General features: G+C 45.5%; 16 protein-coding genes. 2 read left to right on the forward strand and 14 right to left on the reverse strand.

The window, feature by feature from the left end:
• Positions 1-8: 8 nt before the first annotated feature.
• The 5 genes from MARGE09_RS04160 to ygfZ all read right to left on the reverse strand — a co-directional run bounded on the left by MARGE09_RS04160 (position 9) and on the right by ygfZ (position 4,386).
• On the reverse strand, positions 9-758 hold the full coding sequence (locus MARGE09_RS04160; protein WP_236986096.1) for an HvfC family RiPP maturation protein: 750 nt from the start codon (positions 756-758) through the stop codon (positions 9-11).
• On the reverse strand, positions 755-1,654 hold the full coding sequence (locus tag MARGE09_RS04165; protein WP_236986097.1) for an HvfB family MNIO-type RiPP peptide maturase: 900 nt from the start codon (positions 1,652-1,654) through the stop codon (positions 755-757). Before MARGE09_RS04165 ends, MARGE09_RS04160 begins: the two co-directional genes overlap by 4 nt.
• 81 nt (positions 1,655-1,735) lie before the next feature.
• Entirely contained in the window at positions 1,736-2,134 is a 399-nt protein-coding gene (locus tag MARGE09_RS04170) for an HvfA family oxazolone/thioamide-modified RiPP metallophore (protein WP_236986098.1), read from the reverse strand.
• Between the two features lie 345 nt (positions 2,135-2,479).
• A complete protein-coding gene (locus MARGE09_RS04175; protein WP_420828083.1) occupies positions 2,480-3,334 on the reverse strand; it encodes an HDOD domain-containing protein in 855 nt (284 codons plus the stop codon).
• A 29-nt stretch (positions 3,335-3,363) separates the two neighbouring features.
• Positions 3,364-4,386, reverse strand: coding sequence for a CAF17-like 4Fe-4S cluster assembly/insertion protein YgfZ (ygfZ, locus tag MARGE09_RS04180; protein ID WP_236986099.1), 1,023 nt, complete (start codon positions 4,384-4,386; stop codon positions 3,364-3,366).
• Positions 4,387-4,512: 126 nt separating this feature from the next.
• On the opposite strand from ygfZ, the gene MARGE09_RS04185 reads away from it, so the two are divergent.
• Positions 4,513-4,758 (forward strand): FAD assembly factor SdhE, encoded by a 246-nt coding sequence (locus MARGE09_RS04185; RefSeq protein ID WP_236986100.1) that lies wholly within the window; start codon positions 4,513-4,515, stop codon positions 4,756-4,758.
• Positions 4,759-4,827: 69 nt separating this feature from the next.
• A complete protein-coding gene (locus MARGE09_RS04190) occupies positions 4,828-5,268 on the forward strand; it encodes a protein YgfX (protein WP_236986101.1) in 441 nt (146 codons plus the stop codon).
• Between the two features lie 154 nt (positions 5,269-5,422).
• On the opposite strand, the gene MARGE09_RS04195 is transcribed toward MARGE09_RS04190, so the two are convergent.
• The 9 genes from MARGE09_RS04195 to MARGE09_RS04235 form a co-directional block, all read right to left on the reverse strand.
• Positions 5,423-6,247 carry a hypothetical protein gene (locus MARGE09_RS04195; RefSeq protein WP_236986102.1) on the reverse strand — a complete coding sequence of 275 codons (825 nt, stop codon included), beginning with the start codon at positions 6,245-6,247 and terminating at the stop codon, positions 5,423-5,425.
• Positions 6,248-6,844: 597 nt separating this feature from the next.
• Positions 6,845-8,176 (reverse strand): MFS transporter, encoded by a 1,332-nt coding sequence (locus tag MARGE09_RS04200; protein WP_236986103.1) that lies wholly within the window; start codon positions 8,174-8,176, stop codon positions 6,845-6,847.
• Positions 8,177-8,283: 107 nt separating this feature from the next.
• Entirely contained in the window at positions 8,284-9,804 is a 1,521-nt protein-coding gene (locus tag MARGE09_RS04205; RefSeq protein WP_236986104.1) for an amidohydrolase family protein, read from the reverse strand.
• Positions 9,805-9,890: 86 nt separating this feature from the next.
• The gene (locus MARGE09_RS04210; RefSeq protein ID WP_236986105.1) at positions 9,891-11,192 is read right to left on the reverse strand and encodes an aminotransferase class III-fold pyridoxal phosphate-dependent enzyme; all 1,302 of its coding nucleotides are present in this window, start codon (positions 11,190-11,192) and stop codon (positions 9,891-9,893) included.
• A gap of 70 nt (positions 11,193-11,262) precedes the next feature.
• Positions 11,263-12,060: a 2,3-dihydro-2,3-dihydroxybenzoate dehydrogenase gene (gene dhbA / locus MARGE09_RS04215; RefSeq protein WP_236986106.1), complete on the reverse strand. Its 798-nt coding sequence runs from the start codon at positions 12,058-12,060 to the stop codon at positions 11,263-11,265.
• A 20-nt stretch (positions 12,061-12,080) separates the two neighbouring features.
• Positions 12,081-17,738, reverse strand: coding sequence for a thioester reductase domain-containing protein (locus tag MARGE09_RS04220; RefSeq protein ID WP_236986107.1), 5,658 nt, complete (start codon positions 17,736-17,738; stop codon positions 12,081-12,083).
• A 10-nt stretch (positions 17,739-17,748) separates the two neighbouring features.
• A complete protein-coding gene (locus MARGE09_RS04225; protein ID WP_236986108.1) occupies positions 17,749-18,711 on the reverse strand; it encodes an isochorismatase in 963 nt (320 codons plus the stop codon).
• Positions 18,712-18,787: 76 nt separating this feature from the next.
• The gene (locus tag MARGE09_RS04230) at positions 18,788-20,590 is read right to left on the reverse strand and encodes a (2,3-dihydroxybenzoyl)adenylate synthase (RefSeq protein ID WP_275068741.1); all 1,803 of its coding nucleotides are present in this window, start codon (positions 20,588-20,590) and stop codon (positions 18,788-18,790) included.
• Positions 20,587-21,825 (reverse strand): isochorismate synthase, encoded by a 1,239-nt coding sequence (locus MARGE09_RS04235; RefSeq protein WP_236986109.1) that lies wholly within the window; start codon positions 21,823-21,825, stop codon positions 20,587-20,589. The genes MARGE09_RS04230 and MARGE09_RS04235 overlap by 4 nt, the downstream gene beginning before the upstream one ends.
• Positions 21,826-21,847 lie beyond the last annotated feature (22 nt).

Genomic DNA, 21,847 nt, shown 5'->3' on the forward strand with positions numbered 1-21,847 from the left:
GCTAACTGTTATGGTGTGGCAGCTAGCATGCCTCGTTGTAAAAAGTCTTGAATAATACTTTGGCCAAAGTTAACAATTTGCTGTGGTTGCGGGTGGTTAATAGCTACTGCGAGTTGCTCTAAAGCTTGTTGGGCGCAACAGGGCGCTTGCTCAATAATTTCGAGCAGCGCGGCGGTTACGGCATTCATTGCCATAAACTGCACGCGGTGTTCTGCATCACGATAAATCGCTAAAAATGTCGCTTCCGGCTCGCAAGGGATATTGTCTTTTGATATTTGATGTACCGGCCAATTAAATGCGCAATTTCGAAGGGTGGGGTTAGCATAAAGTTTGCCATCGCCGCTTGTATGGCTATTTAATGCCGTGGCGTTACAAATATCGACATCCAGCTCTAGCCATTCGTATTCTATAAGCTCTGCAAACCATGGTGGAAGCTCTAAGGTGTGCGACCCGCTCTTTATATAGCTTACAAACTCTTTAGGTATTTCGCTAAAGTAGGGGGTGTGGCAGCGCCAATCTATAAAAAATGTGCGGCAAATATGTAGCCAAGCATCTTCAGGGAAAAGACTTTTAGCTACCGGAAAGCAGTTGTTGATAAAACCGCAAATATTGTTGAAAAAAAGTTCTTCATAAATTTCGCTGGCGCGGGCCGGAATGCCGGCTGGCCGAGAGGTAGGCGTTGGCTTGCGCAAGTGCTTGCCGTACGCCCGCTGAAAATCATTTAGCGCGGCAGGCGGCGTTAGCTTGCCGCTGCTCATAAATTTTTACCTGCTGCAATTTTTTGCCTGAATTGGCTTTGTGCGGCATTTTGTAATTTTTTAATGGTGTTCACTTCACGATGCAATTGCGAAAATTCTGGGAAGTTAAAATCGCGCTCTAAGCAGGTGGGGATGAATGCGGGATTATTCAGTTGGCTATAGGTGTATTCCAGCAGTTCCCATACTGGGTCGATAACATCGGCGCCGTGGGTATCAACAATAAAGCCGTCTGGCTCGACGTAATGGCCTGCTACATGTAAATAACACACGCGCTCGAGCGGTAGTGCAGAAATATAGTCCTTGGCGTTGTAACCAAAGTTTTGGCTGTTTACATACACGTTATTAACATCTAAATGTAGCATGCAGTTAGATTCTGCTACTACAGCACTAATAAATTCTTCTTCGCGCATTTGCGCGCCCGGCGGGGAAAAATAATAAGATGCGTTTTCAATGCCGATGGGCATTTCGAGAATGTCTTGCGCTTGTTGTATGCGTTGCGAAACCCAGTGTACGGCTTCCTCGGTGCAGGGGATTGGCAGTAAATCGTACAGGTGACCATCGTCGGCGCACCAGGATAAGTGTTCGGTGTAGAGGGTGATATTGTGGTGTTTCATAAACGCTTTAATATTGCGTAACAGCTGGGTGTCGAGTTCAGCAGTAGCGCCAATAGATAGCGACAAACCGTGACACACAAAATTAAAATGCTCAGTAAAATGGCGTAAATCGCGAGCGTAGCGACCACCTAAACCCAGCCAGTTTTCAGGAGATAACTCAAAAAAGTCGATATCGCCAAGCGACTGTTCTTTTAATGTGGTTAGCATTTCCCGTCGAAAACCTAGCCCTGCGCCTTTTAAAGCGGGTGTATTGTGCGAGGGTTGGTGAGTGCTTGAAGTCATGACAAAACCATTAGTTACACAATAAAGTAAAGCTTGGTGCGCAGCGCTAGCCGCACACCAAGAGGGTTTTAGGTAATAGCTTTAGGCCGCGCCACACTTACCTTCGCCGCATTTGCCTTCAGTTTTCTTCTTATCGGCACCGCATTTAGCTTCGCCACACTTGCCGTCAGATTTCTTTTTGTCGGCACCACATTTGGCTTCGCCGCATTTGCCTTCAGATTTTTTGTCGGCGCCGCACTTGGCTTCGCCGCACTTACCTTCAGACTTCTTATCGGCACCGCATTTAGCTTCGCCACATTTGCCGTCAGACTTTTTGTCGGCACCGCATTTGGCTTCGCCGCATTTACCTTCAGCGGCAATTTGGTAGCCGCCTTCCAGTGCTGTCGCGCTAAACGGGTTTTCGCTGGCGGCAACATGGCCAGAAGCCAGTGCAACGGCTACTGCAGAGCTTAAAGTTATGCTTTTTAATGAATTGTTCATACTGTGTTTCCTTTGTATTAATCAAATAGAACGGTTGATATGACTGGTTAAATTGTATTGTGTATGCAACGCGTTGCACACCGATGTTGAACCCTAAAGGTTATACCTTACTTGCCTGTACAGGAGCTTAAGCATTTGAAAATGTTAAATACTGGGTACCTCTAAAAGAGGGATAGTTCAAACTGTTCACAGGGTTAGTCGCTAGTGTGGCAGGATTCTTACACAATAATTTTAAAATTTTTATCACAAAACGTCTTTTGATGAAAGTATGCGCTGAAAATACAGGCGAATAGACTAAAAACCCGCACAGTGCGGGCTTTGGTAGGGGAGGGAGAGGGCGGCTGTTTAGTTGAGCAACTTCATGGCTGCAGCCATGTCGTCGTCTACACCTTCGGCAATAGCCGATTCGATGTCGAAATCTAACCCTAGGCGGTCAAAGGCGGTAACGGTGCTGTAGTCTAAATCGCCAAAGCGTTGCGCGCTGGCGGCTAAGCTTTGCAGCATGGCGACGGTGACAATATCGGAATAATCAGCTTTATCGGCGGCGCGGGTGAAATCTACATGGCTAAGCGGCACGTTGCAGATTTCGGGCGGGAAGTCCCACTCGGTTAATATGCGAGCGCCCAATAAACTGTGGATCTCTTGAATAATGCTGTCTAGCGTCATGCCATCGCGCAGTAAGGCGGGGTAGTGCTCGGCAAATTGTAAAATAGGCAATATGCCGATTTTGTGGGTAAGCCCTGCAAGGGCAGCCATATCGGGCCGCAATTTGGTTTGAAACTTACAAATCATCGTGCACATGCCAGCGGTTTCCGACGATATAGTCCAGACATCGCGCAGGCGCTTGTCGACCATGTCGGTTGTGGCTTGGAACATTTGTTCCATAGCTAGGCCAATGGCCAGCGAGCTGGTGGTGGCCAAGCCCAAGCGCATAAGGGCCATGTTCAAGTCTTGGATGTCTTGGCTGCCGCGGTAGAGCGCACTATTGGCGACTTTAATAATGCGCGCTGTTAGTGCGGCATCGTGGCCAATAATGCCCGATAGCTTTTTAATATCCACTTCGGGGTCATCGGCGGCGTCTCGGACTTTAATAGCCATTTCTGGCATCGTCGGGAGAATCAGCTTATCGGCTGCAATGGCATCACATATGGCTTTATAGACCTTCTGCGATATGGGTGACATTGATGCTGCTGTGGACATACTGTGCCCTCGTTAGAGTTTCCGTTCCCTTAAGGTATAGCATAGGGAAGCGGGAGTGGCTGTAGCGGCATGGTATGAACGGGGCGATTAGCAGGACTATTGTCCGCGTCTTGATCGGTAGCTGTATTTGTCACGATGCCAGCAACAAATAAACTGGGTGCTTCGGCGTCAAAGGCTTTGGTGCAGGCAAGCAGCGCATAACCGGTTGCATTGCTGGCTATGGCAGCTACCTCACCCACTGCTTTGCCTTCGGCGTTAATAATACGCTGGCCTACACTGATGGGCTCACAGGGTTGCTCATCAAGCTGAAGGGCGTGCACGCGTTGCTTGCTTTGCCCTTTGTAGTGCACGCGAGCAATAATTTCTTGGCCTGTGTAGCAGCCTTTTTTAAAGTTAATGCCGCCGATTAAGTCAAAGTTAAAGGCTTGAGGTAGGTGAGCATCGCTGGTGGCTTGTTGAACTTCGGCGCGACCTTGCTCAATCATTAATAGCTGCCAGCGGCTGGCGGCATAAATTGGGTTTTGTGCCAGCAGGGGCTTTATGTTATCTAGACCTAGGGCGCAGTGAGTGCTCACCCAAAGCTCGCCCAGATTATTGCTGTGCTGTAATACAGTGCCTGCTGGTGTGATGCTAAATTGGCCGCCTTCGAGCTTGTTACTGCTGATACTTTCGGGAATAGCGCCCACAATGCCCAGCGCTAAGGCTTGGCTAATTTCACACTGTGCCTTGGAAAATACAATGTACCTTTGCAGTGCTTGGGCCGTGCTTTTCGCAATGCTGCTGTGTACGCGCAGGCCAACACAATCGTCAGCCAATAATGCCATGGTAAAGCTGCTGAGCATGCGGCCGTTCACATTGCAGTGAGCCCCCAGTCGCCAATACCCCTGCGTAAGCTGGGTTACATCACAAGTGCATTGGCCCTGCAAAAACTTAATGGCATCTGGCCCTGTAATGGTAATGATTGTGTGTTCGGTGAGCGGAATTAGGCCATCACCGGTATGGCTAGCGGCAACGGTGGTGGGGGGAAGTAATGAAGTCCAAGCGCTATTCATGGTGCTACCTTATATTGTGTGCCGGCAATGGCGGCCAACAGAATGTACTGCGAATGTGGCAGGCCAGCGTATAATAGCTGGCTATATTGTAGAGTGTGTACAACACACGATTATTGAGGTTTTTTTATGGAATACAACCGCCTGAAGTGGGCTAGCCGGCGCGGCATGCTAGAGCTGGATTTAGTGCTCATGCCGTTTTTAGAGAATGTTTACCAAACCCTGCCGCCAGAAGATCAAGCGCTTTATGTCGAGCTGCTTACTAACGAAGATCAAGATATGTTTGGTTGGCTGCTCAAACACAAGGAGCCACCTACCGAAGGCTTAAAGCGTATTGTAGCTATTGTAATGGATAATACTGGCCTAAAGGTTTAATGCCTGCACTGAATGGGTAATAAATATTACCCGATAAACTATGCGATATAACAAGCCAAGGATTGCGCGATGTATAAAAAAGATAAGGATATTATCTTTAAGGTTGCACCTACGTATTTTGTTCCTAGCGTACAGCTATTGCTTTTTCTAGTGGCTGGGCTCAGTGTGTTATTCGGGCCTTTTATCGTCACCGCCAAAATCATTTTTTGCCCTGTATGGTGTTGTCTTGGCTTTTATTATTACATGCAATACGTGCGTCAGCGTAGCTATAGTCAATTACGCTTTAGTAACGGTAACCTATTGCTAATTTTTAGAAACGGGCAAGAACCGCAGTTAGTACATTTTTGCGGTAGCCAGCGTATTCTGCCGTGGTTAGTCGAGCTGAACTTAAAGCTAGAAGATGGCAGTGTTATTCACTGGGGAATCAGTTTCGATACTATGGATGCCGACAGTTTTCGGCAGTTAAAAGTCTTTGTGCAAACGCGGGTAGATCAGCTGCAATCCCCATGAACCCATAAGCTCGGAATAGGACGTACTTATCAGCTTAAAGCTGAAGGAATAGTTACGTCCCGTTTAGTTAATCGCTAAGTGTTAAAAAGGTTAACCTTAACACTTGAGGAATATATTTCCGTGGCTTGTTCTAAGTCAACCTAGTTCATAATAGCTACTGAGGTACGTTAGTTTTGCGCTGCGCGGGCTTCATTAACCAGCTTGTTTGGCGTTTAGCGAATTGTGTGGCTGGGCTATCCAATTCTATTTGATCATAAGCATATAAATAATTATTGTTACCTTCTGTGCCTAGGATAGCGACATGAAATAAGTGTGGCGTGTTGTCGGGTGAGTTGGGTCTGTAGTCAAAGGTCCATGATGTTTGAGTGACAAGGTTGTCATCGTTAAGGCTGACTTCTGAATTATAGGCGGGGAGATATCTGTGATTACCATCATCGTCTGTTTCATAGAGGTAAAAGATAGCTATTGTGGCGTTGCTTATGTTATTGCGGTAATTCGCGGTAATTGTGAATGTATAATCCATATTACTGATAGCTTGCTTCGGTGTTATAGATTGAATCTCTATGGCGGGGCTATCGCATGAATCTGGAACTTGAGGGATGCTTTCAAGGGTAACGGTATAGCCCGCATCACTAAGGAGTAGATTGCCATCATTCAATGACAATGTTGTGATCCCTCCCGTCTGGTCGGTTACAGTGTTACCCTCAATAGTTTGTATTGAGCCATTAAGTTCATAATTTCCAGCGACGTTGCATTCGTAGTTCATGATCAGGCCCTGTGAATCAATCTCAAAAATCAGATTGTTGGCAACCTCGCTGGAAACGATCTCCCCATTAATACTAGCATGCTCAAAAGACCAAACTCCTTGAAACTGATTTTCAGGCGTAGTGTTTTTGTCACTGCCGCAGCCAGAAAGTGAAACAATTAAAAGAGAAGAGCATGCGGCTAATTTGAATGTTGTGATTGTATTCTGATTCATTTTTACTCCTTAATTTACGAGTTTGGCGTACGTATACGTTGCTGATTACAAGTTAAAACCAGCCTTGGTCGCTGATGAATTGAGAGATATTGATAGGGTTCCCCTTTAGTAATAATTATCAGGGAAGTTTCATTTATACCATATCGTTCAGTATTTGCTAGTGCGCAATCTTCTAGAATCATCACCATTCAACGAAATTTTTTTTGATTGAGTTGGTCGCTAAAATAAAATAGTTTCAGCTGCAACTTTCTCAGGTTTTGGGCGTAAGTAGTCTTAATCTGTTATTTATAAAGCAATAAACCAGTGAGTTTGGCAACGCTAAATTTTTGGGGGCTCGGCGAGTTGTCGCTTGTGTTTCAGCGATGACATATTATTGGCTGAAGGGGGCGACGAAGCGCTTAAAGCGAGGGGGATTACTTTACATCACGAACCGGATTGTATTTCGAGAATTAACACGGCCGCGCGCTTTTGAATGTGAGCCTAACAGAAAAAATGTGGTCGGTTTATGGTCTAGAGCCTGCAGGGGGGATGAGCTTATGGCGGGTAATATTAATGCCTCTGTAATGACTATTAATAGTATGCAGAGGCATTAATACGCTAGGGCTTCTCCTTTCCCCAATAAAGACACCCTATAGCCGCAATTAAACACAGGCTGCCAAGCACAGTAAACAATAAAGTATAGTTTGCTTCTGTAACGGCTTCGGTGGGTATGAATAAATGAATCGATAATAGCGGTAGGGTGGCTATCGGTGTTATAAATTGACCAATAAAAAAACAAGATGTTAGCTTTCCCATTTTTTGCCCTCGTTGTTCGGGGGGGCAGCGGGACATTAACCATGTGATTAAATTGGGGCGAATAACACCTAGGCCAAAACCCAAAATAATTAAAATAGCCATTAATGCCAGTTGGCTCATTAATGGGCTTTTTATATCGAGTAATGCTTGCTGGCTTGTTGCCCAAAAAATAAAGCCTAGCGCGATAATGCCAAACCCCCCAGCGTGCAATCGATGGGTGCTAGTTATAGGCTGAAAGCGATGGTATTGGCTGGCGGTAACCGCCATCACTAATAGCATTAGGGCTATGAAATAACCACTATACTGGGCGTTAGCCGCTGCGCTAGTATTTAGCGCTTGTAAATAAAAGGGTAAATGCACGGGAATAGCATAAAGCGCTAGAATTTCTACAATGGCCAGTGCGCAGCAACCCCACAATAAATAATCACGCGGTTGCGTGTTGTGCTTAGTTGCATTTAATGGCGTTGTTTGGGGCTGCGCATTAGCCTGCGGAATACTAGTGGCTTGTGGTGCCGACATTTTCATGGGGTTTACAGCCCATAGCATAATGGCCGGCAGCGTAAGAAATGCTAGGCCGTATAAAGCAAAAGGGTATAGCCAGTTGGCGCCAGCTAAACTATTGGCAGTAGCAATAAATACCACGCCGCCAAAGCCGCCAAAAGCGGCTTGTAAGCCTAAATAGTGCCCGCGCTTCGGTCCTGCATAATAGTCACTAAATAGTGTTGTGCAGGTCACCATAATGCCTGCCACACTAATGCCCAATAAAAACCGTAAGATCAAGATAGCACTTAAAGAATGGCTCACGACCATAGCGGCAGTACCTAGCACGCCATAACTTATTACGGATATTATTAATAATAATTTTTTATCGTAAATGTCTACGTAGCGCCCAATAAAAGGTGCGCTAAGGGTGATGGCTAAGCCTGGTAGGGTCATAGCCATTTGCACCCAAAAATCAATATGCTGAATACTCGAAAACTTGTCGGCCATAGCCGGTAGAGATGGTGCAATTGTAGCGCCGGCCATTACTGTTAAAGTACTTACCAGCAATAATGTCATATTGCGTAAATAGTCAGAGCCGTGTTGTGCTTGCTCGTTGTTAAGTGTTGTGTCGGCGGTATTAGAAGATTGCATGGTTTTCTCAAATGTAGAAAGTAGGGCATAGCGAAAAAATGCATTTTTAGCCATGCCCTGCCGGGAAAAGTGGGGGGTAACTTTGGCGTTGCCCTTTAAATGTGCCCTTACGGTTTTATGCGTGAACGTGCCGATTGTGCTGCGCGCTGATAATCGTCAAATAATTCGGCTTCACTAAAATAAGGGTTGGCGCCGTTTTGCATTACGGTTTGGCCAGCGACCATTACTTGCGCAATATCTTGGCTGCTGCTTGTTAATAAAAAGGTTCGCAGCGGGTGTTGGCTATTGCGGTAACGCCAATTATCTTTATTCACAAATACAAGATCAGCTTGTTTACCGGCAACAATGCTACCTAGTCGATTGCCCCAATCTAATGCGTCGGCGGCGTAAGCAGTACCTGTGAGCAGTGCTGTTGTTGGCGGGCATACTGTATTGCAGTTGCCAATTTCATTGCTGGTTAAGTGGGCTGCTCGCATAGCTTCTGTCATGCCGCCAGAATAAAAAATGTCGCCATCAGTACTACTTGCAAGGGGAAGGCCGTCTTTTAACCGTTGAGCAAAGTGGCCATTTGCACTTAAAGTATTTTCCCCTAGCATACCGTAGTGCCCAGGGGCATAACAAAATTTAACCTTGGCGTTTTGCAATAGTTGGTATTCGTGATCATTAAAAAATGCTGTATGAACCGTCATTAAGCGTTCACTTAAAAGGCCTAAGTCGGCGACGCGCTGAATAGAGCTTTTGCCAAATACGCGCTCAATGGCTGCACTTTCGTTAGGAAGTGCACCAAGGTGCATGGCGTAGGGGCTTTGATATTGATCGGCAATGGTTTTCATGGCGATTAATTGTTCATCAGAGCTACCGAATGTGCCCATTACCGTTGGCATTGCACTGACTAAACCCGAACGATGGTTATGCCATTTATCCATTAATTGCTGAACATCATTAATTTGTTCTAGGGTGTTAGCAACGGGGATGGCGGCGCAGCCTTCGTTGGGAATCATAATATCGCTAGACCACCGGCTAACCCGGATACGCATACCAAGATCGATAGCGGCCTGTGCCATAGCATCAGCAGTATTCGCAGAGCCTAAATCGCCAAGGGTTGTGGTGCCCGAACGCAATTGAGTCCACAGACTCCAGCGGGCAATAGCAAGTGCCTCGTCAGGAGTTAAACGCTTAGCAACACCAGAAATAAAGCCAAACATGCCGCCAAGGGCACCTATATCCCCACCGTTACTGTAGGGTGTTGGGTGTAGATGGCTGTCATCGGGTTTTTCATCGTTGGGTGCGACAAAACTCTCGTGCCAGTGCGGGTTGATAAAGCCCGGTAAAATCATCGAGCCGCTAGCATCAACAATAGAATCGGCCGGGGGCAACGCATCTTCCATTGTGCCTACTGCGGTAATCGTGTCGCCGTCAATAGCAATCCAACCGTTTGTGATACAAACCGGTGCTGTATTATTATTGTGTTGGCCCGTGTAAATAAACGCATTTTTAATCAATTGGCGAATATTATTTTGGCGCTGAGCACCATCATCTTGCGTGTGTTTTTTGCTGGTCGCTAGCGCGAATTCCACATTGGCGGCTGTTGAGGAGTTAGCCGCAGAAATTTGATTAGAGGTTGCCATTATTGGCAAACCTTGGTTGTATACTATTGAACTTAGGCTTGGCATTAAAGCCTGATAGCCCCTTGCAGTGTGCAGTGCGCAGCAACTCATGCTTCACAAACCTCTTCTTTATTCTCATCATTAAATTGTGGGTTTAATGCTGATGATTCGTGAGTGAATAAGCCATCATTTAGCATTTTCTGTAATGCGCTGGTTACGGCATCTATGGTTTTTTCAATATGTTGTTCGGTATGTGCTGCACATAAAAAGTTAACATCGCGGCGCAGAATAAAACCTTGAGCTGCCATTAAGCCAACAAATGGTTCGGCGAGTTTTACGTGAACAGCTGGGTTTTTGGCAAATAAAAACATCGGGATGGCATCGTAGCCAACAACTCTTAAGGGCGCATTTAAACGCTCTGCGGCTTGGTTAATACCTTCTTTTAATTTTTTGCCTAATGCATGAATGTGGCTAATGTAATTTGTTGTTTGGTAGGTGTCGATGGCTGCGGCGCATACTTCTAGTGATAACATCTCGCCACCGAAAGTGGTTGAAACTTGTAGTTTTTCCATTTCATCCAATAGCGCTTTTTTACCGGCTACGGCGGACAGCGGCATGCCTGCTGCCAAGCCTTTCGATAATGTGACTAAATCGGCTTCGACATTAAAATATTCCTGAGCACCACCTTTGGCTAGGCGAAACCCAGAAACGACCTCATCGATAATAAAGATAATATTGTGAGCATTGCAGGCATTTTTCACTTGCTGGAAAAAATCTGGGCTAAGCTCCCGGTTGTAAGGAATAGACAGCAGTACAGCGGCGAGTTCATCGCCTTTGTCTTCAATTAAATCCAGTAAGGGTTGCTCATCGCTTGGTTGAAATAGCGGCATGCGGTAAGTGAATTCTGCAATGGTTTTAGGCACTCCTGGGGTATCGAACATATAATGGTCGTGCCATCCGTTATAGCCTACAGTAACGATTTTATCTTTTTGTGTACAAAAGCGGGCAAGCCTTACCGCCGCTGAATTGGCATCGGCACCGGTTTTAAAAAAACGTACCATTTGTGCGTGTGGAATAATATCAATTAACGCCTTTGCTGTTTTTACTTCGACAGGTGCTGGCAGGGAGTGGAGCAGGCCTTTGTGTAAGTTTTGGCTAATGGCAGCTGTAACTGCGGGGTAGTTATGCCCCAGCGCATTGGCACCTAAGCCACAAATGTAGTCAATATAAGTATTATCATCCACATCTGTGACTTCTGCACCGTTACCGCTTTCAAGATAAACAGGGAATTTACCCAAGCAAAATTGCTCAGGCTTTTTCATCATGGACTGCGTAACTCCGGCAATCATATTGCGCGCGTCGGCAAGTAATGCATTCGATTTATCTAAACCATTTTTCATGTTGTTCATTGTTGTGTCCTAAATAAAGTAATAATTAAATTTTATCTATTGGCCTGACGGCAGGTGATTTTCAATTAGCTTATGAGCAGCCTAGTGTGGCGCCGCCATCAATAACAAGGGTTTCGAGTGTAATGTGGCAAGCGGCATTTGATAGTAAGAAAACCACCGAGTTGGCGATGTGTTCTGGTTGGGCAATGCGCTGCAATGGAATACCTAAGCGGTGCTGCGTTAGGTTACCGGCTATTACTTTTTTTGCATCGCTAGCGTCGCTCCAAAGTTGCCGTTGCATGGCAGTGTCTGTTGAACCTGGTGCAACAATATTGCAGCGGATGTTGTGTTCTGCCAGCTCTAACCCTAAGCATTTAATGAGTTGCGTTGTAGCAGCTTTAGATGCGGCATAAGCGCCCATGCCCATGCGTGGTACGCCCGCAGCATTTGAACCTATAGCGACAATGGCGCCTTTTTTTCGTGTAGCCATTTTTTGCCCTACGGCGCGGCAAAAATTAAAAGCACCTGTCGTATTTACCGCAAAGGTATTTAGCCAGTCTTCTTGTGGCGTGTTAAGCAAATTACCCATGCGCAAAATGCCGGCAGCATTAACGCCAAATTCAATAGGGCCATAATTTTTCTCGATATAATCAACTATTTTATTAACATCATTCGTATTGGTGACATCAACCGCGTAGCATTTTTCTCGTTTTTCGGTATAGGCAATATCTACCCTTATAACAATTGCACCAAGGGCTGTTAAGTTGTCGGCTATGGCTGCACCAATTCCTTGAAAAGCTCCGCTAACAACGGCAACTTTGCCATTAAATTCGCGACCGAATAATGGTGGCGATACGTGTTTATCAGGTGTGAGTGTTGAAACTGACATGTGAAACCTGCATCTAAAAGTTAATATTCTTCGTCCATAATTGTATGGCGTTGTTGGTGGTAACCTTCCTCGTCTTGTCCGTTGCGCCAGTAGGGCACAGCGTAAAGCAAGGCTTTGGGTAACTTGAATGTCGTGCGTAAATAATCGCGCACGGCTAAAACAAGGCTGTTTTCACCAGCGGCTAAACCTGATAGTGGCGTATTAGCCCCTGAAGCATCTGACGCAAGTTGCGTAATTAAGTCGGCGCGCTGAACATAATCTTGTATTGCGCTTAACACTTGCTGCGCGATGCGATTAGCGCTGTTGGAGGTTGCTTGATTACCAAGTTTTTTATTTTCCTGCTGTTTTTGTGGTTGTTCTTGTCGCTGTAATTGCTGCAGCACCGCTCGCTTGGGTGATAACCAGTGAATTTCAAGTTGTGTATTGTGTTGCAGGGTAAACCCATGTGCTTCACCAGCAATAAATATGGCGCCTTTAGCTGTGCTGGGTAAAGCCTCAATAATGGCTTGTATTGCGGGTAGTGCAGTTAGATCGCCGGCAATAATATGGTGCTGCGCCGGTGCTAATAATGGGTTTGGGCCGCCGGGGCCGGCAACACCAATTAAATCACCGGGTTTTGCTTTTTGTGCCCAGCTTGCTGCTGGCCCCGAATGTTTATGCATAACAAAGTCAATGGCTAGGGTATTATTAACGGGGTTGTAATAACGAACGCTGTAGGTGCGTGTTATGGGGCGTTCGTTATCGGCGGGCCATATTGGCCCCTTAGGGCCAAGTGTTGGTAGTACCGGCTGTTGTTGATGTGTGCGAGGTAAAAATATTTTTATATGACCGCCGTAGTGATCAACAGGAAAATTACGCAAGGTGTCGCCGGTTAAAAGAATACGGCGCAATTGTGGGTGAGGGTTAAAGCAGGCCTGAACTTCTAGTAAACGCGGTGGTGTGCGCTTGGCGGTTTTTGGCGTGTCAGCTGTTGGGTCGGGTTTTAATAAACCTTGCTTTTCGGCGCTTGCAATATAAGGTGAAAAGTCGTTGTTTAATCGGTTGTCGTTTGATTTTTTATACTTGCTTAAAAGGCCGTAAAATTGCTGGTTGTCAATTTTTGCTAAGGTCATTGTCTTGGGCGCATGCTGGAAGAATGCAGATAGGGCTTGATCTTCTGCGTTATCGCTTAGTGCCAATTTTTTTAACCATAAAGGCATCGCTATTTGTTTGTCGCGATAGCGAGGGGCCAATTGCTCAAATAGCGCATTGAGATCTGTGTATTTCTCGGGTACGCAATTAATAACTTGCGTAATGTCGTTTTCGTGTGTGGCGCTGTGTGTCGTCAATAAATGCTGGCTAATGGTATGTGCTGCGATATCTACGGGTAACCAAGGTTCGCTAATGGCTGTGATTGGCAATGCGTTAATTCGCTCGCTAGCGGCTATTATTTTCCAGACTAAGTCTTTAGCATTAATAAAGCCTGTGCGTGTTTCACCAACAACACGGGGTAGGCGATATATGCAGCTTTTTACACCAAAGGCTTGTGCTTGCGCGATGAGTGATTCCGAAGCCCATTTACTTTGTTGATAACCGTCGTTTAAGCCTTCATGCCAAGCAATGGTTTGTTCTGGCAGTGGCAAGCTTGCACCAATGGCAATGGTAGATACGTAATGCAATGTTGCATTGGCCTGTGCGGCAATACGTAAGCAGTCGATGGTCGCGCTAACATTGGCAGCGGCAAGTGAGTCATAGCTGCGCACAATACTTGTAATTGCTGCGTTGTGTACGACAGCATCAATATTGTCTGCAAGCTTATTAAAGTCTGTTTGGCTTAAGCCAAATAGTGGTGCTTCAATAGATCCTAATATTAAGTGAATGCGTGCATTTTTTGTTAACGCCGGTAGGTTTTGTGCGCGGCAGGCGTGTGCTATTTTTTCCCATGCGTGCTGTTGATTGTTGGCGCGGATTAAACACGTAATATTGGCTGATGTTGTTGTCAGTAAATGGTGTAGCAATTGAATACCGACAAAACCACTGGCACCGGTTAGGAAGATATTGCTTAAGGTTGTTGGCTTGGCGCATTTTGTAGCCTGGGGAAAGTTGCTAGGTAAACGCAGGCTTTTAATAATGCTGTTGCCATCACTCGGAGTGCTCCGGTGCTTTGGCACCCCATTCGCGTTTAAAGCCTCTTGTTCCTTATGATTAAAGTTGGGTAGTAACGGGGCTAGCGCTTCGGCTAATGTACTTGCCGTTGGATGTTGGAATAATAAGCTAACGGGTACATCACACTGTAATTGTGCGCTCAAACGCGTAGCAATTTGCAAAAGCTGTAGCGATTGACCACCAAGTACAAAAAAGTCGTCTTGTGAGCTTATAGTGTTTTGTGTAAGCCCAAGCACTTCTTGCCATATTGCCAATATGTTTTTTTCAATAGATGAGTATTCGCGAGTGTCTTCTTTTTCTGAATTGCTGGTTTTATGTTCAAGTTGATGCTGATGATCGGCTATAAAATTGTTGAGTAATTGCTTTTTATCAACTTTACCTGATGGCGTTTTAGGAAGAATGTCGCAAAATATCCATTGCTGTGGAACCATAACGGCAGGTAATTTTTGGCTCACCGCTTGCCGAAGTGTTGTGGCATCAGGAATTTTTTGGCTTGTATTATGAGAAGGGCTGTTTGCAATATATGCAATAATGCGTGGCGTTGCTAAGCTGGGCGTACGGCTAGAAGCACTAGCAATTTTGGCGATAATTACAGCCACTTCGCTGGCGTTAGATTCCTGCAGTAAAGTCGATTCAATTTCGGCCGGGTTAATTCGTTGCCCGCTAATCTTTATTTCGTTATCAATCCTGCCTAAGTATTCAATGTTGCCATCGGCATTAATGCGGGCTCTATCCCCTGTGCAATAAATAGGAAGTGCAGCCTCTGCTCCACCAAGCGCCAGTTGTGTAAAGTAGGTTTGGGTTTGTTCTGGGTTATTCAAATAACCTTGCGCTAACGACTGGCCAGCAATAACAAGCTCGCCATCTTCCCCTTTTTGTGCCAACTGAAATAGGCGTTTATTATCTTTCGTGAATCCCGAGTTTGTACGAACAATGAGTAATTGTCTATTCGGTAACGGGCGGCCAATAGATAGCGTGAAGTTAGCTTTGTGCTTGTTTACAACGTTTGGGCTTATGGCTGCGGTTGTGCCTAATTGCGCGCAGCTGGCGACAACGGTTGTTTCACTTGGCCCGTAAGTATTGAGTAGTTTTATTGGCTTCTTTGATGGCAATGCTTGGTAGCTTTTTACACGCTCCTCCAAAGCTGCTTCACCACCTATAATTACGGTGTGTAAGGCCGAGGGCAATAAACTACTCTGTTGGCTGCAGTAAAAAACCCATTCGTGCCAAAATGCTGTGGGTAAGTCGAGTACTGATATGGATAGCGCTTCGCAGTAATGGTTAAATGCAGCCATTGAATCGAGCATATCGTCGTTGCGAATAACTAATGTTGCCCCAGTGCATAGGGTAATAAAAATTTCTTCTATGCAGGTGTCAAAATGCATTGGTGCAAAGTGTAATACACGGTCTGATGCTTTTATTTGGTAGACATCGTTAGCACTACTAATGAAATCGTTCAATGCCTGTTGATCAATCATGACCCCTTTAGGCTGGCCTGTAGAGCCCGATGTATAAATGCCATAGGCTAATCGTGAGCTTGAATCTTGCTCTTTGTTAATCAGGTGCTCGAAGAACGCATTGGCATTAATACGTGAGTGCATTGCGAACTGCTTAATGCTCTCAAGTGCTACTATCGATATTGCTGTTTCAGCTTTTAAGGTGTAGCCACGCTGGTTAACAGCTGGATGCTGAGTATCAAAAATAGCAACCTTAGGTTTGGCATCTTTAATAATTTTTAAATTTCGCGCTTGTGGGCCGGTTGGGTCAATAAAAATAAACTGAGCATTAAGCGCGAGGCAGGCAAAAGATATAACAATGGACCAAGGCCCGCGTGGTAGTGCCACAATGACGCTATCACCAGAGTGTACACCTTGCTGTGCTAACGTTTGAGCACAATCGACAATATAAGTGCCTAATTGCTGGTAGCTTATTGTTTGTCTTGAGGGTAGCGCGTTTGGGTCTGTAGATATTGCCTGATCTTCTGACTTATCGTTACCATCGTTAATAGGGGTATCGTCAAAATACTCTAGGGCTACTTTGTCAGGATCGTTTTGAATTGCAGCGTAGAGTGCACTTAATGCACAAGTAGAAGGCTCTTTAGTTTTTTCCCCTATTAGCCAAGAAGTAACATTGCGATTGACTTGTAGTGGTGTGTGACCTTGCTGCTCAATAATTTTTTCGCTAAGGGTTAAAAATCGATCCATGTAAGCTTCTAATTGCTCTGAATCGTAAAGGTTTGGGTTTGCATCTAAAAGAAAAAGAAGGTCGCCTTGGCTTGTTAGGGAAAATGAAAAAGAAATATCCTCAACTGGGCCTGCAGATATGGGGTGAATAATTGTCTTAGCTGCTGAGAATTTAGGCGCGCGGTCAAAAGGCATAACATTGACTACAGGGCCAAAAGCCCGCAAAGGCGTGGCAGTATTATCCATTGCATGCTGAGATTGTTTTAAATGGGCATTAAGCTGTTCATAGCGGTAGCGGTTATGTTTTTTGCTTTCGACCAATTGATGGCACACCTTTTTAAGCAGTGTATTAAAAGTGCTAACTCCGCTTAGATCTATAGGCAGTGGAACAATGTTCATGACCATGGCTGGTATTTTTAAGGCTGCTGAGCCCATGCGATTCATCACAGGTTGGCCCAAATTAATGTATTGTGAGCCTGTATGTTGAAAGATAAAGGCAGCAACGAGTGCATTTAAACCATGGGCCCAGTGGCACGGGTTCTGTGGCTCGCTATTATGCTGGCATAAACCGTTGAATTGCTCTAGCCAAGCTTGTGGTATTTTTCGCTTTGCGCGCAATGCTTGCTGGGTGAAATTTAAAGCGGATGACTTTTTAACTGTTAAAGTAACTGGCGCAGGCTTGTTTTTTAAAAGTTTTAGCCAGTAGTCTTTATCCTGAAGATAAGCCTCTGAGTTCTGATATTGCTGGTCTGTTGTAACCAGCTGTTTATAGCCTTCTACCGATTCTTGCCATTGAACTTTGGCGGGCAATTGCGGGGCGCGATAATGTGCAGCAACGTGCTGACCAATAATGGAATAAGAAAAACCATCGCAAGCAATATGATGGATCATCAAAAACCATGCGTAATGGTTTTCGGCCAGTTTAATTAATGTACTGCGATAGGGTGGTTCTTTATCTAGCTGTATAACATTTTGTAACTGCTCTTGAGCCCACTGTTTAGCATGCGATAAGGCAGAATTTTTACTGTCTTGTATTTGGCTTTGGGCATCATATAGCGTTGTTATTTCTTCGGGGGGTATTAATGTTTGCTCTGCTTGCCCGTCAATAGCAAAAAATCGGGTGTTAAGTGGTGCGCAATTTTTTAGTACTTCATTGATGGCATTTAATAATCGCTGAGGTTCTACTGATGAAAATTCAATGAGCTCGGCGGTGTTGTAATGTGGTGAGTTTGGCGTTAGTTGTTGCCCCAGCCATATTCCCATTTGCGCTAAACTTAGCGGGTAGGTAGGTAGCGCAGGGTGATTTGTTTGCGGCGCTTCGTTGATGTCGCTGGCTGTATTTGCTGGCATTGTTGTTCTCCTAGGCTGTTTCTGTAGCCGCAGGTTGTGCGCTAGCGCTTAATAAACTTGACCAATCATTTACTGTGGGGGTATCGGCCAGATCAATAAAGTCCACATTGGCGCCAGCGTTGCGCCACTGATCAAGTAGGCTCATTAAGCGGATAGAGTCCAGCCCTACATCCATCAAATTATCGCTAGCTTCAAAATCATCGGGGTGTATCTGCAGTGCTTGGGCAATTTGCCGTTGTAATTGGGCTGGAGAAAATACAGCTTGTTGATTTTGTATGGCGCTATCTTTTTGTTGTACTTTAGTCGTGTTTGCAGTTGATGGTTGGATGCTGTTAAGTGCTTCGCTTAAAGGTATTACTGAGCCGCATCGGCCAGCAATATATTGGCGAGCCATTTTATGTTCTTCTTCGCTAAAATCGGCACAGGCATCTTCAATAACAAAACACTGAATGTCGCGCATAAAGCCTTCGAGGCAGGTGCTTAAAATACCAATGTGCGCATAAACACCGCAAATGACGAGCTGGTCTTTGTTGTTATCGCGCATCCATTGCTCTAAGGGTGTGCGTTGAAAAGCACTGTAGCGCCATTTTGTAAATTGTAGCGCGCTTGCACTAGGGCTTAATTCGTTAATTATTCCGGTGGCCTTTGGCTCGTTTGACTGGGTGTTATCCGCACTTAAGCCTGGCCCCCAAAAGTCGGTAAGCAGCGCTCGGTCCTGAGGTGTTTGGTTTGGAGGTTGAGCAGTATAAACAGCCGTAATCCCTGAATTTTCACTCTTGTTTATTAATGTTTGACAATTGTGAATAACGTTTTTAATGGGAGCCTGTGTTCTATCATAGAAGTCGACAAAATAATTTTGCATATCGTGAACAAGTAGGACCGCGCGCGAAGGGTTAATTTTCCAGTCGACACGGTTTGTGATGGGCGTGCAAGCCGAAGTAAGGTCGTATGATGAAATGCGAGGTATGGCCATGATATGTTCCTACAAGTAATGAGTTTTGTGCGGTAGCTGTGTACAAAGCTGATTAATATGAATTAGCAATAGATGTTTAGGTGAGCGCTGCATTGATTTCTGCTAGCTGCTGATTAATGCGTTGTCGTAAAGCCTTTTTGCTGACTTTGCCAAAGTGTGTTTTAGGGAATTTATTAATCATTTCTATTCGATCTGGATACTTGTATTCGGCCAAATCTTGTTCGCGTAAAAAACGCTTTATCGTAATAAGGTTTATGCGGGTATTATCCTGTGTGATGACATACGCACAGCTGCGCTCACCGAGATATTCATCATCCATTGCAACAACAGCGGCATCGATTATTGCGGGGTGCTTAAGTAATTGTTCCTCGACTTCGGCTGCGGAAACTTTTTCGCCACCGCGATTAATTTGATCTTTGTGGCGGCCTTCAACAACGAGATAACCTTCGGGCGTTAGGCTGACAATATCGCCGGTTCGATAGAATCCATCAGGGGTAAAAGCTTGTGCGTTGTGACTGGCTGCGCGATAGTAACCGCGAATAGTGTAAGGGCCCCGAGTTAATAAATGGCCAGCTTCGCCAATGGGTAGCGGTTGATCGTTGTCATCAACAATAACTATTTCGTCATCAATAGAAATGGGCTTGCCCTGGGTATTCAGTACAATATCGTCAGTGTCATCAAGGCGTGTATAGTTCACTAAGCCTTCTGCCATACCAAACACCTGTTGCACTTGGCATTTAAACGCTGCTTTAAGCTTTTTTGCGGTAACCGCGCTAAGCTTTGCCCCACCCACTTGGAGCACGGCTAGGCTCGTTAAATTGCTGGCTTTATTGGCAGTGTTGGAAGCTGCCGCAGATGTGTTTTGTTGGTGCTGTAGCCAAGCTATAGCAAGGGGTGGTACTAGCGCGCAATGCGTAACTTGGTGCTTTTCTATAAGGTTAAACGCATGCTTTGCTTCACTAATCGCGCTAAAAATAATGCATCCACCGGCTTCGAGTACGCCCAGTAAACCCGGTGAGCTAAGGGTGAAGTTATGCGCTGCAGGTAAAACGGCTAAATAACGAGATTGAGATGTCAAACCGCCAAGTTTTACGCTTTCGCGAATGCTGTAGTAATAATCGTTATGGCTGCGAGGAATTAATTTAGGCACATTGGTGGTGCCGCCGGATAACTGCAATAGTGCGATCTTGTCGGCATTTATTGTACTTTGGCGAATATGTATATTGGCGGTATAAAGCGTATTGAGTAAGTGAATGTGCTCGTTATTACTGTGCGTGGGCGTATCGAACTCGCAGGTTTTAGGTACCGCAATAATATGGCGAACTAATTCGGTTGCTTCACTGTAATGGTTAAAGCCGCCAACACTTTTTAATGTTTGCTTTAACGGTTTTGTTACAGCCTTATTGAATTCGAATGTGGCATAGCCAATAAAAGCTTTGGCATTACTGTGGCGAATAAAATGGTTTAATTCCGTTGCGCGATGTGCCGGCAGTGCCAGCACGGGTACCGCGCCAATATTTATTAAAGCAAAAAAAACTTCAATAAAGGCGCTTTGATTTGGTAACTGCACAACCACATTGTCGCCAGCGTTAATGCCAAGCGCTTGAAAGCTTGCCCCTAATTGTTGTGTGCGATGCCATAACTGCTGGTAGCTCCATTGTTGATCTCCGTCGATTATTGCAATGGCATCGGCGCTTTGCTGGGCTTTTTTTTGCAAAATTAGAGCAAGGCTTTCATCGCGCCAATAACCTTTGTTGCGATAAGCCTCTGCGACATCTGCCGGCCAAGGCGTTATGTCGCGCTCTACCGGCTGATTTGCTAAAGCGGAGGGCTTAGACATAGCGCTTTGCGAACCGGCTGAACTCAAAGCGCTATTCATTGCTTTGCTCCTTGTGCGGTATTCATTTCGGCTCCCATGGCATTTAGCATGGTGTTGAATTTAGCGCCTGTTTCGAGTGTTTCTTTTTCGGGACTAGAGCCTGTAACAATACCCGCGCCGGCATAAAGTCGAATTTTGCAATCTTCTACTTGTGCACAACGAATGGTAACAACCCATTCGCCGTCGCCTTCGCTGTTGCACCAACCAACCATGCCAGTAAATAAGTTGCGATCGTAATCTTCGAGTGCTTGTATTGCTTCGAACGCGGCTTGTGTTGGGTAACCGCATACCGCTGGGGTGGGGTGCATGGCAAGGGCGAGGGTGAGGGCGCTTGCCTGAGTGTCTTTTAATTCCCCTTCAATTTGAGTGCCTAGATGCCACATTGTCTCGGTTGATACTAATGAGGGTACATCGGGAATGTGTAAGTGTTTACAAAAAGGCGTAAGCGCTTCTTTAATGGCTTTAATCACAAGCGCATGTTCGCGCAGATCTTTCTCGGAGCATAAAAGCTGCTCTGCGCGGGCGTTATCCAGTACGGGGTCTTGGCTGCGAGGTTCTGAACCGGCTAGTGGATGGGCGTACACGCGGTTACCCTTTCGGGCGATTAAAAGCTCTGGGCTAGCGCCAACTAACGTGTGCACGCGCTCACTGCTTTCTAACCCTTTAAGGTCGATTGCAAAGGTAAAGCCTTGAGTATTTTTGAGCGCGAGATTTTTTAGCAATGCATGGGTGTTAGGTGGTGTGGGGTAGTCAACTTCCAGTGTGCGAGATAGAACAACTTTTTCCAGTTCTCCGCGGGCAAAACGCTCAAGTGCATTTTGAACGCTACGCTTAAAAATAGAGGGTGCGGGCTGTTGCGTAATGGCCCCTGGTTGCTCGCTAATGGCTTCTTTTTTTAATGGCGTTAAAGTTTTTAAGTGTTCTAAGCCTATGGCAGTGGCAACATTTGTGCTAACGCGTAAATGCGCTGGACGCTTTACGTCAAAAGGAACTGCGCCAATAACAACCGGATTATTAAAACCTAGCTCTTTGGCAAAACGCAGTGATTCACAAGCTTGCTCTGCTAAGTTTTTTGTTCCTGCGACTAATAAACTGGCAAAAGGGGGCTTGGCTAATAAAGTGTTTTCTTTTGAGGTGAAAAACACATCGCTATGGGCACAGTATTGTTCGATTAAGGGCTGACTAAGGCTTGAAACGCCCGATAAATTGTTAACCTGTTCTGTAATTGGTTGCATAGATAACTCTCCTCTAATTTAG

Origin of the sequence: Marinagarivorans cellulosilyticus, from assembly GCF_021655555.1 — a bacterium.
In the GTDB taxonomy this organism is placed as follows: Bacteria; Pseudomonadota; Gammaproteobacteria; order Pseudomonadales; family Cellvibrionaceae; genus Marinagarivorans; species Marinagarivorans cellulosilyticus.